Below are 16,144 nucleotides of genomic sequence, written 5' to 3' on the forward strand. Positions count from 1 at the left end.
CCTTGTTTTAAAAACGTGCTGTAATACCTAGTGTGACTGTTTTTAATGGCGGTGTCATTGAATTATCCATTAACACCGTAAATGCATCCTTTAACTTTACGGCAACATCAGGGTCTTGACCGGTATACTTCGTCAGCGTAAATATGTTTTCTACGGTCAAATAAGCGCCAAGCCCCTCGATGTGAAACCGCTGCAAGAACTCTTTCGCAAAGTCATACTTTAAGGTGACTGTACGCAAACGTAAAAAAGAAGCGTCCTCGACATAGCGGCTGGATCCCAAAGAATTATATCCGGTTCCAAACAATGCACGCGGGATATCTGTAATGTCACCATCCTTACGCCATCTGCGCAACACGGCCGTGCTTTGATTGTTATACCCAAGCATATCAGTCGTATTCATTTTGGTTCCATTAATAATTTGAGATCCTTGTCTGTAGTTAAAGAAGGCGCTTAATTTCAAACGTTTATTATATCCCACATTAAATCCAAACCCACCCGTAAGCTTCGGATTACTATTGCCCAAATACACAATATCCTTTTGATCAATCACACCGTCGTGGTTGATATCTTCATACATCGCATCGCCCGCCTGGAATACATAATCTACCGTAGGATAATTAAAACGCATATAAATCGTCTCGCCGTCTGGGCTCACGATGGCATTTCCCTGTGCATCTTTTGCTATGGTAGCTTCCTGATCTTTGTAAACGCCCAAATAGCGAAATCCATAGAAAGATCCATACGGATTATTTTCCTGGAAATAGGTAAAGAATGTTTTATTCTTTAATGATGATCTAGCATTTTCGCGCGGATAAAGCGGTGATATCTCGCGGATCACATTTTGATTGTGTGCAATATTGAACGTAAAACTGACATCCCATTTTTTATTACGAATGGGCACCACGGTAAAATTTGCTTCCCAGCCATCATTATCCATTGTACCAACATTCATAGCCAGTCCACTATATCCAGTATAGGTCGGAATCTGAATATTGTCCATCATCAAATCCGTTGTTCTATTTTTATAAATCTCTCCACCAAACATCAAACGGTAGTCGAACATCTCTACATCCATACCCAAATTCTGCTGTGTCACCGTTTCCCATTTTAAGTCGGACAACTCTATATTTTTTGAATAGACACCGTTTTCATCCAAATAAGCATAATCATTGGTGCTATATACATTGATATAAGTATAATCACGTCGGGGAGCATTACCACTGCGTCCCCAGCTTGCTCTTAGCTTAATATCTTTTATGGCGTTAATATCTTTCAAGAAATTTTCCCTTCCGATCTGCCAAGCGGCGGAGAAAGCAGGAAATAATCCATAACGATTATCAGGACCAAATTTTGAGTTGCCATCACCACGCAGACTTGCGGCAAAAACATACTTTTTGTTGAGCATATAATTTGCCTGGATTAAGGCTCCGATTGATCGCGATTGTGTCGTTACAGATTTAGCGTCGCCGGTCAATGTGCGCGACGCAACACTTGGATCCTGCAGATAGGAAGATGCCGTATTTGTTGAACTGAGCCCTTGGATCGTATACCGATAATCTGATGTTAAAAAGGATAGATTGGCCGTCAGTTGGTGATTGTCGCCCAATGCAGGGGTAAACAAAAGCCGGGTATTTGTACTCAATGAAAATTCATCCAAATCGGAATCCGATGCTTTATTCACCGTATTTTCCGTAAAAGGCCGACCTGTTGCCAACTGAGGTAAAAAGAGTTTGGTTTTGTTGTTTCTAATATTTAACGCCAGTGTACTTACAAATCGCAAGGTATTGGGTATCAATTTATAATCCACATTAAAACGGGTTCCCAAAATATCACCCAACTGTTTACCAATCGCATTTTGAACCATAGAGAGCGGATTATATGTCCCTGGATAAAATCCTTGCGCCGAAGAAGCAGGATTAAATAGATTACCTGTTAGGTTCCCATATTCATCGTATTCCCAAATGGCCTGATTGGGCATCTTTCGATAAGCAATATCCCGTACATTAGCATGATAAAGATTATCATTGTCGACGTGGGTATATGAAACGTCCGACTGAAAGCCGATGCGCTCAGAAACCACATAATCTAGATTGATACGAGCAGATAGGCGATTTAACCCTGTTCCAATGGTCGTTCCTTCTTGATTAAAATAACCTATTGAGGCCAGATAGCGTGCTTTTTCACCGCCACCACGTACCTGGAGATTATGATCTTGAAAATACCCCAACTGTGTAATGGCATCTACCCAGTTGGAATTGTTACTATAATTGTGATATATATAGGTGTTATTCGGGTCGTACTGGAACTGCTGCGCATTGTCTGTCGTTGAAAAGACCCTACCCGCATTATAGAATTCTTCAGACAACAAGGTCGAGTACTGATCGCCATTCAATAGCGGAATAGATTCAGGTTGCTTTGAAATAGATCCTTTGAAAGTGTATCCCAACGTGGGAGCACTAACAGTTCCGCGTTTCGTTGTGATAACCAACACCCCATTTGCTCCACGCGACCCCCAAACAGCAGTTGCAGCAGCATCTTTCAATACCGAGATATCCTGAATATCAGATGGCGCAATATTTAAAAGCTGCCCATACGCATTATCATCAGAAGTTGCAAAGTTGAAATCGTCCGGAATGGTAATATCATAAGGCATTCCGTCAACTACAATAAGCGGGTCAGTTGCTCCATTTAGAGACGACGTACCACGAATCCGGATCTGCATTCCAGCCCCCGGATCGCCCGATACCGTCGTGATATCCACTCCTGGTAACCTTCCCTGCAACGCTTGATCGACAGACACTGATTGCATTTCGGACAGCTCATCCATGCTAATCGTTGAGATCGCTGCTGTATTGCGTTCTTTCGAAATCCCCATACCCGTACCGTCATTGACAGGTTTTGACTTTGAGATAACAACCTCATCAATCACATTATTTGTCGATTCAATCTGTACATTGATTGTTTTCCTATCCCCTACAGCAATCGCACCCGAAGATTTATAACCCGTGTAGGAGACCGCCAGTTTCAAGCCTTGCATTCGAGCTCTAAGACTATAGTTCCCCTCAACATCTGTAGTCGTTCCGACAATTGTGCGGTTATCATTATCTTTTAAGACAACTGTTGCTCCGGCGATGGGTTGTTTTGTTCCCTTTTCTGTTACCTTTCCGGTGAGCAAAGCCGCATTATTTTGCGCGTAAACTCCTCCTCCCCAGAAAGTCATCCATACGATGCACCCTATTAATATCAAATAGTTTATCTGTTTCATCATGTTTTCGGTTAGATTACAGGCCATGCTTTAAATATCCTTTGAGCGAATGTATCAATACGCGCTGTCCAAGTTGATTACTCTGCACGACATCAGCTTCAACGGTTCGGTTAAGATTATCCATCACCTGCAACTTATTAACCTGGTTGACAGCAACCTGTATCGATTGGGCATCCCCGTCTACATTTTTACAAAGCGACTGAAAGAATCCCGTCTTCTTTCCATCGATCGCAAATGAATTGCGCGCAATATGGTATTGGATAAATCGTGTTACCTTATCAATATCCGCTTGCGCCGTAGGAGCTGTAGCGGTTGGCAAATCACCGTTTGCAACTGCATTAGCGATTGCCTCATTATTAGGAATCAACAAAGTATAATTCAATCCGAGTTCTATTCCTTTGACAACTCCATCTGTAGCCGAATAAAGTGTGCTTGCAATGAGATATTTATAAAATGAATTGAATGGAGAGGAGGTCTGATCCGCTCCAATATTTTTAAGATAAAATCCAATATTGGTATTCGATGAAGTCAATCCTCCGTTAAGATAGACCGCAACTCCATTTAATGGCCCCGAAAGGTTATTTCCAATGCTGATTGAATCAATACGGATTTGCTGTGTTTCCGTTGGTCCATCCAAAGTTCCGCTAGAAGACATTTTCATCTGGTTAAACTTTACATACTCACCTGCATAGCTTTCCAATATTCCCTTTCCCGTTAAATCAGGCAAGGGATCGTTTCCTAATGGAATAATATGAGCCATCAGCACCTCTCGCATTTCTGGGGTGCCATTTCCGCCATTAAAACGGATCGGGTCTGAGGTATTATAGGCATCATAGTCAAAGCCCATTTCATATAACTTCTGATCCGATACAAGGATCAACATATAACGAATGGTTGGAATCTTTAAGGTCAAATTCATGCTCATGCGTTCCAATGCGCGACGCATGAAGCTATATTTAGGATCCAATAAAACATTGCCATAGACGGAGTGGAAGACATTGGCCTGTTGACACGCGTCTATACCATAAAATGCACCATTGCTCAATAATTTTGTCTCTTTGATATTGGCCTTTGTCACCTTAGGTAGTTCACCGACAAAGTTTTGCGCTTGGGAGAACTGGGATGGCCACACCTGTGTATTATACAGATGAGAATTTACAAATTCTGTTAAGACAGCAGGATTTGTATAAAAAAGATCTTTTAACGTGGTGCCTTGGGGGTAATACTTTAACAATACACGTTTAGCGTAATTACTTACAGCCTCATTGGTAGGTACCGTGATCGAAAAATTATTGGTTTGGGCATCGTTGGGATCTTCCTTTGCATAATTTTCATTGTTGAGCGCCAAACCAATCCCTGCATATCCTTTAACAAATACAGAATCCTTTTCCCCGGTAAGCACCTCATTCTTCCGTGTTATCTCCGCATTATATGTATAAGAGGCAAAAAAATCCAGAATTGATTTGAATGTGGAGTAACTCGTATTATCGCGGAGGTATTGATCGATACTCTTCTCCGCAATCAAAACTTTATTCACAACATGGATATAGCCATTCTCTGCGGAGATATTGCTTCTTGCAGGATCAATTTCAGCTGATCCAACGTTCAACCCCGTATAGCTGCTGTTAGGATAAAATGACTGATAATCTATAGCCCCCAAACCACGCTGGTTCATGTAAGCATCAAAAAAATAGCTAATGTGTTTATTATTGTTATCCGTAGCTGCATAAGCTACATTAGGGCCGCGATTTGCTGAGACAAACCGTCTAATCTTGCCATTCCCTAAATCCTCTTTTTCAACAAAGTCATAGTATACAGATCGACGCCGAAAAGCAAAACCTTGCTGCCAACCTTTTGCTGAAAAATAATCGTTCAGCTTTTCAAGTCGCTCACCGTCATAAATCATTGAAGAACGCACAATCTTCTCGGCCAGTTTCGCATCGATCTTTGATACATCACTAATACCATTTTCCTTCATAAATTGATCAAAGGCCTGATCAGTGGGTGCAAATACTGTCCAAGAACCCGCAGTCCCGAGTGTATTTTTATAGCCGGACAGTTCAATGCAGCTCAGGTACTTCTTAAAGTCGCCCATTGAATCGAGCTGCTGGTAAATTGGGCTTGCCAGCCATTCGGGTCTACCATAGTAGGCGTCAAAGGCTTCCTTCCTACATGACACTACCGTAATCAATAGTGCAATCCAAAATAGGTTAAATTTGGATGATAACATAGTAAATGTATTAGGTCAATAATTTGGTTAATAATAAATTACGGCAAGTGCTCGTTGAGATACTTCAAATAATACGTTTTATGAAGCGAAAGTTTGTCCTTTTGCGGTTCATAATTGGTGTGACAAATATATGTCTAAAAGACATTTGCACCAACCTGCACTATCCTGTCTAAATGAGCAAATAGAACATAAAAAAGGTCGGACAAATACTGCCCGACCGTAACATTATATCAATACAAATTAATTGCCATCTGGTTTGATAACACTATTGATCAAACTTGGCGGCCAATACCAAGTTTTAAAATCATCTGGTTGCTGCGGATCAAAGTCCTGAAAATCGACGATATGGTCTGCTATCTTCAAGTTGTTTTCTTTAATTCCTGTGAGCACCATTTTAGCGATCTCATAGGCACCATAGGGATTGAAATGGGTATTATCGGCCAAATCATTTTTTTGATTTGGAAAAGTATGCGCAGGATAGTGAACAAATGCTTGTTTAGACTGCTCAACTCCTAATGCCTCGTAAAACAAACTCGTTTTCTGATTAAGATCTATCAAAGGCACCTGAAGTTCTACTGCGACCTTCCGAGCCGCATCGGGAAAATCACCTAATGTCTGCAACAGTTTTCCTTGTCCATCAAATGCTCGTCGTGCTGTGGAGGTTAAGATAACTGGCAGGCCACCTTTTGCCCGAAATTCACGTACAAAATAACGTAAACGATCACTATAGCCCTTATAAGCACCTGCATTTTCTCCTTTTTCCTTTTGATCATTGTGCCCAAATTCAATAAATAAATAATCTCCAGGCTTGGCAACAGAGAGAATTTTTTCCAATCTTTTTGAGGACAAAAACGAACTTAGTGCCAGTCCAGATTCCGCATGATTAGCAATGGCCACACCTGCATCAAAAAATCGAGGAATCATTTGTCCCCAGGACGCCCAGGGCTCATCCTCTTGATTAACTACCGTCGAGTTCCCTGCTAAAAATACAGTCGCGACATTGCTTACCGACTCGATTCGAATGGTCGAAATACAATTTGTTTGCTGGAACTCCAAAGTCAACTTATTATCCCAGTCGAGTTTTTGCAGCTCCCTTGGCTTCTTCAATGCTACAGTTTCGCCAGAAGCAATCTTTGGATCTTTGATATGTACAATAAAGGTCCTATCGAAAGATTTATTAGGTAATACCTCTTGGTTTTCGATCTGCAGCCTCCGGGATTCAGAACGTACGGTACTGCGGTAAGGCTTATCGTTCAAACCCTGATAGGTAATCGTAATTTTATAATTGCCTTCAGGAACTCTTACCGAAAAATAAAATGGCTTTTCGCTGAAAAGGCTTTTGTTCTTTGAATCAATCCTGACATCTTGTTCTGTTGAAAATTCAAAACCATACCCTTGCTTATCCTTATAGGCTTGTGCTTCCCTTAAAGAAATTACAGTCTGGTTTTTCTTAGTACCACCAAAGCGAAATTCCCTGACAATCTGTTCGGCAAATAAAACATGGCAACAGACCTGTATAAAAAATGTGATCGTTAAGATTAATCTCTTCATCTCTAAGTTTTATTAATTTAGGAGACTCAAATATAATTTTTCCAATTGGCCAGACCACCCTGCGCTTACCTGTGCCTCCCTTTCGCCAACAGTTCAGGACAGCTAATCGCCTAATTTTCCGCACCTTTAATCATCATATAATAATTGGTATAATTATTCTTAATTTTAGGTTTTTAATAAAAGGTTTCCTCACCCCCGTTTGGAAACTTTTTATTTTTTAAAACTGGTGGTAACCATATAAATACACTCCTACCGATATATTAGAAAATGACTTCACAGGTACCGACAGCAATGAAAGCGAACAGAAGGTTCTTTCTAGCCAATAACATCAGACACTTTCAAAAAAAATAGGCCAGGCAAAAATCGCCTGACCTCTCACGATAACTAATAAAAAAACTAAATTCTTATTCCTATTATTGAAATTAATGTATTTTTTTGCCTGCCCTAAAATAACGGAGTTCAATAATGTCATTTGGAATAGGCTGCTTATTCCAATGATCGTGAATAACCAGAGCTGCACCAAGTGCCGTAGCTTGTGCCATTGATGCACCAAAAACTTCACTATTTGGAAAAGCTTGCGCTAATAACGTCATATAAATTACATTACGGCTAAATCCACCATCTACAAATATCCGTTGTACACCATTCTTTTGAAGAATCAAAGAAGTCGCTTTTATCTGAGCCTTTACGAGATGCATCATCAAGACATGATACGCCTCAATATGAGTATTGAAATGTGTCAAATCTATCGAAGCAAATGCATCCAATTGGTCCGACACCTCCATCACTTGATATTTTTCAATAATTTCCCAATCGAGGCCAATCTGTTTGAATTTTCCAGTTGACACTTGAAAAAATTGAGCAATACGTTTGACTTGCTCTTCATGCTCATAACCGGCAAATAACCGCGATGCTTTTACAGACCGACCTGTATAGGTCATATACATCAAGCAATCTTGATTCAATTCATCTTTTGTCAAAGATTCTGTATTAAATGGATTGAATGAAATGCACCAAGTCCCCGTTGAAATCAATACAAAAGGTTCATGAAAATTGAGCAGGTAAGGAATCAAAGCCGAAGAACTATCGTGTAGCCCACTTCCAACTAGATAACCACTTCCTGGAAAAGTTGCCCTGAAGAGCTGATCTCCTTGAACGATAGGTGCCATTTTTTGTAAAATGCCTGTATCAAAAACCCACTGATGGTAATTATTTTTCTTAAAATCCCACAATGCTGTATGGCAACCTATACTTGTCATATCGGCATAGGGTTGTCCTGAAATTAAATAACTCAAATATTGTGGAAGATGTAACGCCCATTTGACTTCCTTAAACAGCGCTGGCTTTAATTTAAACAAACGATAGATCTGTAGCCCAGAATTAAGACTTCCCAAACTCGGAGACGAAGTTTCCAATGCGAATCTATCTTTTCCACCATATTGTGCATAGAAAGACTCCAGCAGTTTTTTGGGATATTCCTTTAAATAGTTATATAATGGTGTTAAAGGCCGCCCATCTTTATCAATGTAGACAAAACTCGCCCCATATGAAGTAAAATTAATCGCCTTAATCTCAAACTCACCTTTCCGAAAGACTTCATGTAATGAGTCAAAAACAGACAAACGTAAACTTTCTAAATTTTCACAGCTATCGCCATCTTCATCGGTAGTTTCTAAAAAACGAGCCGACCTCTCAAAAACAATCTGGTAATGCTCATTAAAGAGAAATAATTTCTTATTCGTCTTCCCGACGTCGAATATTGCAACTACTGGTATTGGTTTCCCCTTCATTCTTTTCCCTTGTTACAAACCAGTAGCTACAGAATTTATTCCGCGTTCTTCGATAAGTTTACTTCGTAAGTTTTCTTCGTTGAATAATCGAACTGGATTTAGTGCAGCACCACTTCTTAACCTTGCTTCTGCAACAAGCGGTCTGACATCAGTTCGAAACGCATCTTGCAAGATTTCCTGAGCTTTCACGATATCATTTGTCTGCTGTGCCTGTTTCAATGCTTTGCGATCAACTAACAAAGCCTGTGCATAGGCGATCTTAATCGCTTCAACTGATTGTAACAAATCGACCAAGGGATCTTTCAGGTTATGAGAAGCGTCAATCATCCAACCCAACCCTGTCGCATGGTCTATCCCATTCAAATCCATTCCATCGACCAATTCGTTGAATATCAGAAATAACTGATATGGCTTAATGCTGCCCGCTGTTAGATCGTCGTCAGCGTACTTACTATCGTTAAAATGAAAACCACCAAGCTTGCCCTCCATAAGCAATAGAGAAACAATCTGTTCAATGTTAGCATTGGGTAAATGGTGTCCCAAATCAACCAAAGTATAAGCTTTAGGACCTAATTTATTGGCCAATAGTAAGGATTGCCCCCAGTCTCCAATAGTTGTAGAATAGAAATATGGTTCAAAAGCTTTGTATTCCACAAACAATTTCCAATCGTCTGGTAGGTGCTTATAAATTTCACTTAAGCTAGACAATGTATTTTGAAATGCCTCTCTAAAACTCAACTGCCCTGGAAAAGATGAACCGTCAGCGAGCCAAACTGTAAGAGATTTAGATCCCAAAGCTTTTCCATAATTGATAACTTCAATATTGTGGGCAATAGCCTGTTCACGTACTTTAGGATTGACATGGTGAAGCGAACCAAATTTATAGCTGTATTCTTGTCCAGTCTGATCTTGAAATGTATTGGAATTCACTGCGTCAAATGCAATACCGAGTTTAGATGCCAATGATTTGATTTTTTCTGCATCCGAAGGGATATCCCAAGGTATATGTAAGGAAATAGCACCGCTTGATTTGTTGAGCGCGTGTAATAAGCCTACATCCTCTAACTTTTGTTCCAAAGTTCCGGGCTCACCCGCTCCGGAAAACCGCCCAAATCGAGTACCACCTGTTCCTAATGCCCAGCTTGGGATAGCAATTTGAAATTTCTGGAGTTTGTCCAAGATTTCCTCTGTGTCTGAAATATCTGCCGATACATAGTCAAAAGCTCGTGTATGTTTCTCCGCTAATTGGTTATTGTGCTGATCTATAATTTGTTTATCAAGAATCATAATATTATTGGTTATCGTCTAAAAATTCTTTAGGTGCCGTCTTAATTTTTCCCTTTCTGAACACGACACCTAAAGATATAAAAATTAGCGTACAAACGCCATTGCAACGCCTCCGTCAACGTTTAACACATTCCCAGTAGACTTGCTCAGCAATCCACCCACAAAAGCAAAACATGCATTCGCAATATCTTGTGGAAGGATAATCTCATTTAACAAGGTTCTCTTTGCATAGTATGCAGGAAGTTCCGCAACAGTAATGCCATAGGCTTTAGCACGACCTTCTGCCCAACCCCCAGCCCAGATATTGCTATCTGAAATAACCGCATCGGGATTGACAACGTTTACACGCACTCCCACAGGACCCAATTCTGCTGCACATAAACGGCTCAAATGCAACTGGGCACCTTTTGCGCTTCCATACCCCGTATTGTTTGGTCCGCTAACCAAAGCATTTTTACTGACAATATTGATGATATCGCCACCGATTGCCTGCCCTTTTAATATTGACGTCACTCCTTGCGTAACCAAAAACTGGCCCTTTACCAATACATCGTACAATAAATCCCAATCCTTCTCCGTGTGGTCTTCGATTGTTTTTGAAATCGACAATCCAGCATTATTAACGACGATATCAATACCACCGAATGCTAAAGCCGCATCTTTCAAAGCACCTTTGATAGAATCTGCATTGGTTACATCAAGAATTGTAGCGATGACCGAGTCTGTTCCAAATTCGCCTACAAATTCGGCCTTACTCGATTCCAACCGTTCTGCGTTAATATCATTTAAGACAATCACAGCGCCTTCTTGAGCCATCTTTTTAGCGATTGCTTTTCCAATACCACCACCACTGCCAGTAACCAAAGCAATTTTTCCAGAAAGTGCCTTGGGTTTTGGCATGCGCTGCAACTTTGCTTCTTCTAGCAACCAATACTCAATATCAAATGCCTCTTGACGAGGTAATGCGGTATATTCGCTTACAGCCTCAGCGCCTTTCATTACATTGATTGCATTGGTATAGAATTCCGCTGCCACCCGTGCAGTCTGTTTGTCTTTCGCAAATGCGAACATACCTACACCTGGATACAGAACAATTACCGGGTTTTTATCTCGGACCGCTGGACTGTTTTCATGTTTGCAGTTTTCATAATACTGTGCATACATTTCACGGTACTCTTCAAATAATGGCGTCAATTTCGCTTTGAGCTCTTCAACGTTGTCTAAATCTTCTGATTTATCCAAATTCAACACCAATGGTTGGATTTTGGTCCTCAAGAAGTGGTCCGGGCAACTGGTACCAAGTGGAGCTAAACGTGCTAAATCATTGGAATTGATAAATTCCAATACGCGTTCATCGTCTGTGAAATGCCCTATCATATGGCGCTCACTGGAACAGAAACCTCTTAAAACCGGCGCCAGTTTGGCCGCTTGTGCAGTTCTTTCTTCCTTGCCCAAGCTAATCACTTTTTGTCCACCAAAGACAGGTGCTTTTTTACCATAATTCTGCTCAAGATATGCTGCACAGGCTTCAATGACATCCAACGAATTAACATAACATTCGTATGCTGTATCGCCCCAGGTAAATAAACCATGAGAGCCTAACATGATACCTCGGATTCCTGGATTCTCTTCCAAGCAAGCTCTTAACTGCAGGCCTAAATCAAATCCCGGTCGTTGCCAGTCTACCCAGCCGATGGTCCCATTAAAAAGCTCTTGCGTGATTGTCTTTCCATCTTTGGCCGCGGCAATGGCAATTGCCGCATCGGGATGTAAGTGGTCGATATGTTTGAATGGCAGGAATCCATGCAGTGGTGTATCAATAGATGGAGCTTTAGACGCTAGATCATAGATACAGTGGTTAAATAATTCAACCATTTCATCTTCATGATCTAATCCACGATAGACATTTTCCAAATTACGTAGACGTTGGAGATACAAAGCCGCCAAACCGGATTTTTTCAAAGTTCCGATATCACCTCCTGAGCCTTTGATCCACATCACCTCCACTTCTTCACCTGTCAAAGGATCTTTTTCAGGAACTTTGCACGAGGTATTTCCCCCGCCATAATTTGTGATCCTTAAATCTGCACCTAAAATATTCGAACGATATAACAGTAAAGCTACTTCATCACCGCTTAGTGCCTGAGCTTTCTCATCGTCCCATAAGTAATTGACATGTTTGTACGTTTTCACTTCTTCTATATTTATTTAAATATTAATTTTCTAATGTCTTTGCAAACCCTACGATGCAAATAGAGATGATAATGGTTACAATTCCTCCGATTATAGAACGATAAGTCGCACGATCCACACCTTTCCATTCCTTGAGTGCAACACCCCAAGCATTTGAAATGAGAATGATAAATGCCATATGCAAGATCCAGGAGCTGGCTCCATTTCCTAAACGGCTTTCGCCCATACCATAAAAGAAAAACTGCAGATACCAAGTCGTTCCCGCTATCGCACATAAAAGGAAGTTTTTGCCTTTTGGCACATCGGACTTTGTATAATCCCCAAAAGTTCTATTCTTAAACAATAAGTAAAGGCACCAAAGAAAGTTCGTCACAAAACCACCCCAAAGGATTACAATATAGGTGACGTTATTTTGATAGAGAAATTCTCCTTGATTTGGATGAGTAGCCTTCCATAAGATGTTAGCCACATCAGCCATCGGCTTTCCTGCCTCTATTCCAAAATTGAAACAAGCACTTAATATCCCCGATATAATAGCCACAACGATACCCAACCCAAAATTGTAATCAGACTTGCTTTCAGATGATAATGCAGATAAATGCTTCTCCTTTGACACTCCAGCCTTCCCACATAAAAACACACCAAGCACACACACCAAAAGTCCTATGAGAATACAAATACCGGAATGTGTTGTAAAAAAATAGTCTATACCATGTTTGCCTGCAGTCTTATTGAAAAAATAATAAATACTTGGCATCAAGGATCCAAAAACCATGCTAAGTCCCAAAATGATACTACTTCCCAAAGATACCCCGAGGTAACGTACACCAAGTCCATAGGTCAGTCCCCCAATCCCCCAGAGTAATCCAAATAAAAAAGTGTAGCCTACAATGGAACTATTCGTATCTTGGATAATTTCCACAAAATTTGGAATCGTCAACATTGCCGCTATCGGCGGAACGATCACCCATGAAAAAAGTCCCCCTAATATCCACATGGATTCCCAGGACCAGCCTTTCACTTTCTTATACGGCACATAAAAACTACCAGACGCGAAACCGCCTATAAAATGGAATATAACTCCGAAAACAGCATTCATTGTGTATCTTTTTAGGTATTACAAAAACTAAATTAAATGATTTGATGGGAGGAACTGTTATGCACTGTTATGCCACATAACCAAGACAGTTGCCCTTTACAAGATAATTTATTTAAACGGCATCTACAGCTTACAGTAAATTTTGATTACTTTTAATTACTTATTATAAATACTTCCTTGAAAAAATATTTGTTATTCATAGATACCGAAACATCCGGGCTGCCGAAAAAATGGAATAAAAAGTACACCGACAGCGACAACTGGCCGCATATATTGCAATTGGCTTGGATTATTTTTGACGAAGAACGCAATGAAGTTAAACGTACGAATAAATATATTTATGAACCGCTAATACCAATCAGTCCCGCTTCAGAGCAAATACACGGATTGACTCCCCCCTTTTTAATGAAGCACGGCGAAAAGAAAAAAGAGGTGTTGCGTAAACTGAGTCATGACATTAAAAAATATAAACCGCAAATCGTTGGACATTTTCTTTCATTTGATTTGCAGGTATTATCTGCTGAATTCTATCGTTCCAATCTTCCGCTCCCATTTTGCGACTTAAAATACTTTTGCACCTTGCTGCATAGCAAAAGGTATGTTAGAAACCCACATATGGTCCATCTTCCGCTTTCATTATTACATGAATCGCTTTTCCTGGCTCTTCCCGAAAATATACACGATGCGGAGAAAGATGCTGAGATCACAGCGAAATGTTATTTTGAAATGATCCAACGAAAAGATCTCTCCGATCAAGAAATTCTAAACCAACAAACTGAGTTCGATAATCTTTTTTAATGCCGTATTCATGGAAAAAAACGAATCCCTCCTATCCTTGCTGAAATCGACCCAACCATTTCAGGTATTGCCCGAAACCCTTCAGCTAAGTATTGTCGATATACTCTATGAACATCGTTTCTCCAAAGACACCTTGGTCTATCGACAGAATATTACCGATATGGACGGAGTAGACTTAATCTTCGAAGGAGAATACGAAACATTTTTTTTAGATGCTTCAGATAATAAACGATTAGTCGAAATCCATCATATGCCTTATTGCTTTGGCGGTATTTCAGTCTTATTGAATCGAACAAAAGCGTTAAAATCTGTCATCGCTAAAAAAGGTACAATCATCTATCGATTACCGCGGAAAAATTTTATTGAGCTTTGTAATGCCAATGAAGAGTTCTTTCATTTTTTCACCAATTCTTTTGGAAAAAGGATGTTAGATGAGGAGTTTTCACACTTTGTAAAATCCCCAGCTTCTTTTGAGGAGAGCTACTTTGCTGCGGATCAATTGTACTCGCGAAAGATAGAACATATCACTTACAAAGATATTGTTGCCTGTACCGCTGAAACCCCCATTTTTGAGGTTGCAAAGATGATGGCCAAACAAAAGGTAAGTTGTGTGTTTATCAAAGACAAAAATGGTATCATCGGCTATGCTACTGATATGACCTTGCGGGATAATGTCGTGGCGCAACAAATCGCTGTCGACCGCGCGATTATCGAAGTGATGGACAACCCAATTGTTAGTATCTCTGATCAAGCTTACCTGTATGAGGCTGTACTAAAAATGTTCCGAACGAAATCAAGATACCTGCTCGTTGAAAAAGAAGGGAATTACGTTGGATTCCTAAGCCGTAACAGATTATTGAGTGAGCAAGGGCAATCGCCACTCGTATTTATTCAATCGGTCAAACTAGCAGAAACTTTTGACGAATTGCGTGAAAAGTGGAACAACGTTCCAGAAATTATCCATCAACTGCTCGGCAGAGGAGTAAATGCCGAAATTGCCAATCAGGTGATTACAACTGTAGCGGACAGTATTGCACTGAAAGTAATCGAAAAAGTAATCGAAGAGATGGGCGAACCGCCGGCAAAATTTGTCTTCATGGTGACTGGTAGTGAAGGAAGAAAAGAACAGACGCTGATGACAGATCAGGATAATGCGATTATTTATGAAGATAAAGCCAATGAACAGCGCGAGCTCGTCCGAGCGTATTTTTTGAATTTTGCAAGTCGTGTGTCTGATCATTTAAATACAATAGGTTTCAGTTATTGTACAGGAGGATATATGGCCAGCAATCCTGAATGGACACATTCACTATCACATTGGAAAAACAATTATAAAAAATGGATCGAGGAAAGTATTCCCGAAAATGCAATTAAGTTTTCTACATTCTTTGACTGCCGACGATTATATGGCGACCAAGATATTATAGATCAGCTTAAAGAGTTCCTCAATGTCGAATTACAAAAACCTAATGAGCGCTTTTTTACATTTATCGCAAAAAATGCCCTACAGTATGAACCTCCCTTGACATTTTTTAAGGCGATCAAAACGCAAACCATCGGATCGTCTGAAGTCTTCAACATCAAAAAAGCTATGACACCTATTGTCGATTTGGTTCGTGTATATGCCCTGAAAAACCGAATTTATGAAGAAAATACTGGTGGAAGACTCAAGCAGTTACTCGAATTGGGGATTTTCACGCAGGAACAATATGAAGAATTACATCAATCTTACTATTATCTGATGTCGATTCGCCTGAAAAATCAAGCGAATCAGATTCGGATAGCCAAACTTAGCCCAAACAATTATGTACCGATGGACAGCTTGACAAATATTGAAAAGGCAACCATTAAGGAAATATTTAAAACGATCAATAACTTTCAGCTGGGGATTAAAGTAAAATTCACCAGTAACCTCTTTGGGTAATGGCCCA

Annotated in this window: 9 protein-coding genes; 2 read left to right on the forward strand and 7 right to left on the reverse strand. The window is 40.2% G+C overall.

Translation table 11 applies throughout. The features are described from left to right. Positions 1-7 precede the first annotated feature (7 nt). From ACLCDV_RS23555 to rhaT, 7 genes are all read right to left on the reverse strand, one after another. Positions 8-3,268, reverse strand: a complete 3,261-nt coding sequence (locus ACLCDV_RS23555) for a SusC/RagA family TonB-linked outer membrane protein (RefSeq protein ID WP_317669383.1) — start codon at positions 3,266-3,268, stop codon at positions 8-10. Between the two features lie 13 nt (positions 3,269-3,281). Next, on the reverse strand, positions 3,282-5,495 hold the full coding sequence (locus tag ACLCDV_RS23560; protein ID WP_088163086.1) for a fasciclin domain-containing protein: 2,214 nt from the start codon (positions 5,493-5,495) through the stop codon (positions 3,282-3,284). Between the two features lie 240 nt (positions 5,496-5,735). Next, a complete protein-coding gene (locus tag ACLCDV_RS23565) occupies positions 5,736-7,046 on the reverse strand; it encodes a rhamnogalacturonan acetylesterase (RefSeq protein ID WP_411972390.1) in 1,311 nt (436 codons plus the stop codon). A gap of 422 nt (positions 7,047-7,468) precedes the next feature. Continuing rightward, on the reverse strand, positions 7,469-8,836 hold the full coding sequence (locus ACLCDV_RS23570; protein ID WP_145327539.1) for an FGGY-family carbohydrate kinase: 1,368 nt from the start codon (positions 8,834-8,836) through the stop codon (positions 7,469-7,471). Positions 8,837-8,848: 12 nt separating this feature from the next. Next, positions 8,849-10,123, reverse strand: a complete 1,275-nt coding sequence (locus ACLCDV_RS23575) for a TIM barrel protein (RefSeq protein WP_317669380.1) — start codon at positions 10,121-10,123, stop codon at positions 8,849-8,851. A gap of 84 nt (positions 10,124-10,207) precedes the next feature. Then, the gene (locus tag ACLCDV_RS23580; protein ID WP_088163090.1) at positions 10,208-12,316 is read right to left on the reverse strand and encodes a bifunctional aldolase/short-chain dehydrogenase; all 2,109 of its coding nucleotides are present in this window, start codon (positions 12,314-12,316) and stop codon (positions 10,208-10,210) included. A gap of 22 nt (positions 12,317-12,338) precedes the next feature. Beyond that, positions 12,339-13,415, reverse strand: coding sequence for an L-rhamnose/proton symporter RhaT (rhaT, locus tag ACLCDV_RS23585; protein ID WP_411972391.1), 1,077 nt, complete (start codon positions 13,413-13,415; stop codon positions 12,339-12,341). 177 nt (positions 13,416-13,592) lie between these two features. Here rhaT and ACLCDV_RS23590 point away from each other — a divergent pair, with 177 nt between their 5' ends. Then, complete coding sequence (locus ACLCDV_RS23590) at positions 13,593-14,213, forward strand: 3'-5' exonuclease (RefSeq protein WP_157698585.1); 621 nt, start codon at positions 13,593-13,595, stop codon at positions 14,211-14,213. Between the two features lie 10 nt (positions 14,214-14,223). Beyond that, the gene (locus tag ACLCDV_RS23595; protein WP_088163093.1) at positions 14,224-16,137 is read left to right on the forward strand and encodes a DUF294 nucleotidyltransferase-like domain-containing protein; all 1,914 of its coding nucleotides are present in this window, start codon (positions 14,224-14,226) and stop codon (positions 16,135-16,137) included. Positions 16,138-16,144 lie beyond the last annotated feature (7 nt).

It is taken from the genome of Sphingobacterium sp. Lzh-3 (assembly GCF_046764375.1).
Taxonomy (GTDB): Bacteria; Bacteroidota; Bacteroidia; order Sphingobacteriales; family Sphingobacteriaceae; genus Sphingobacterium.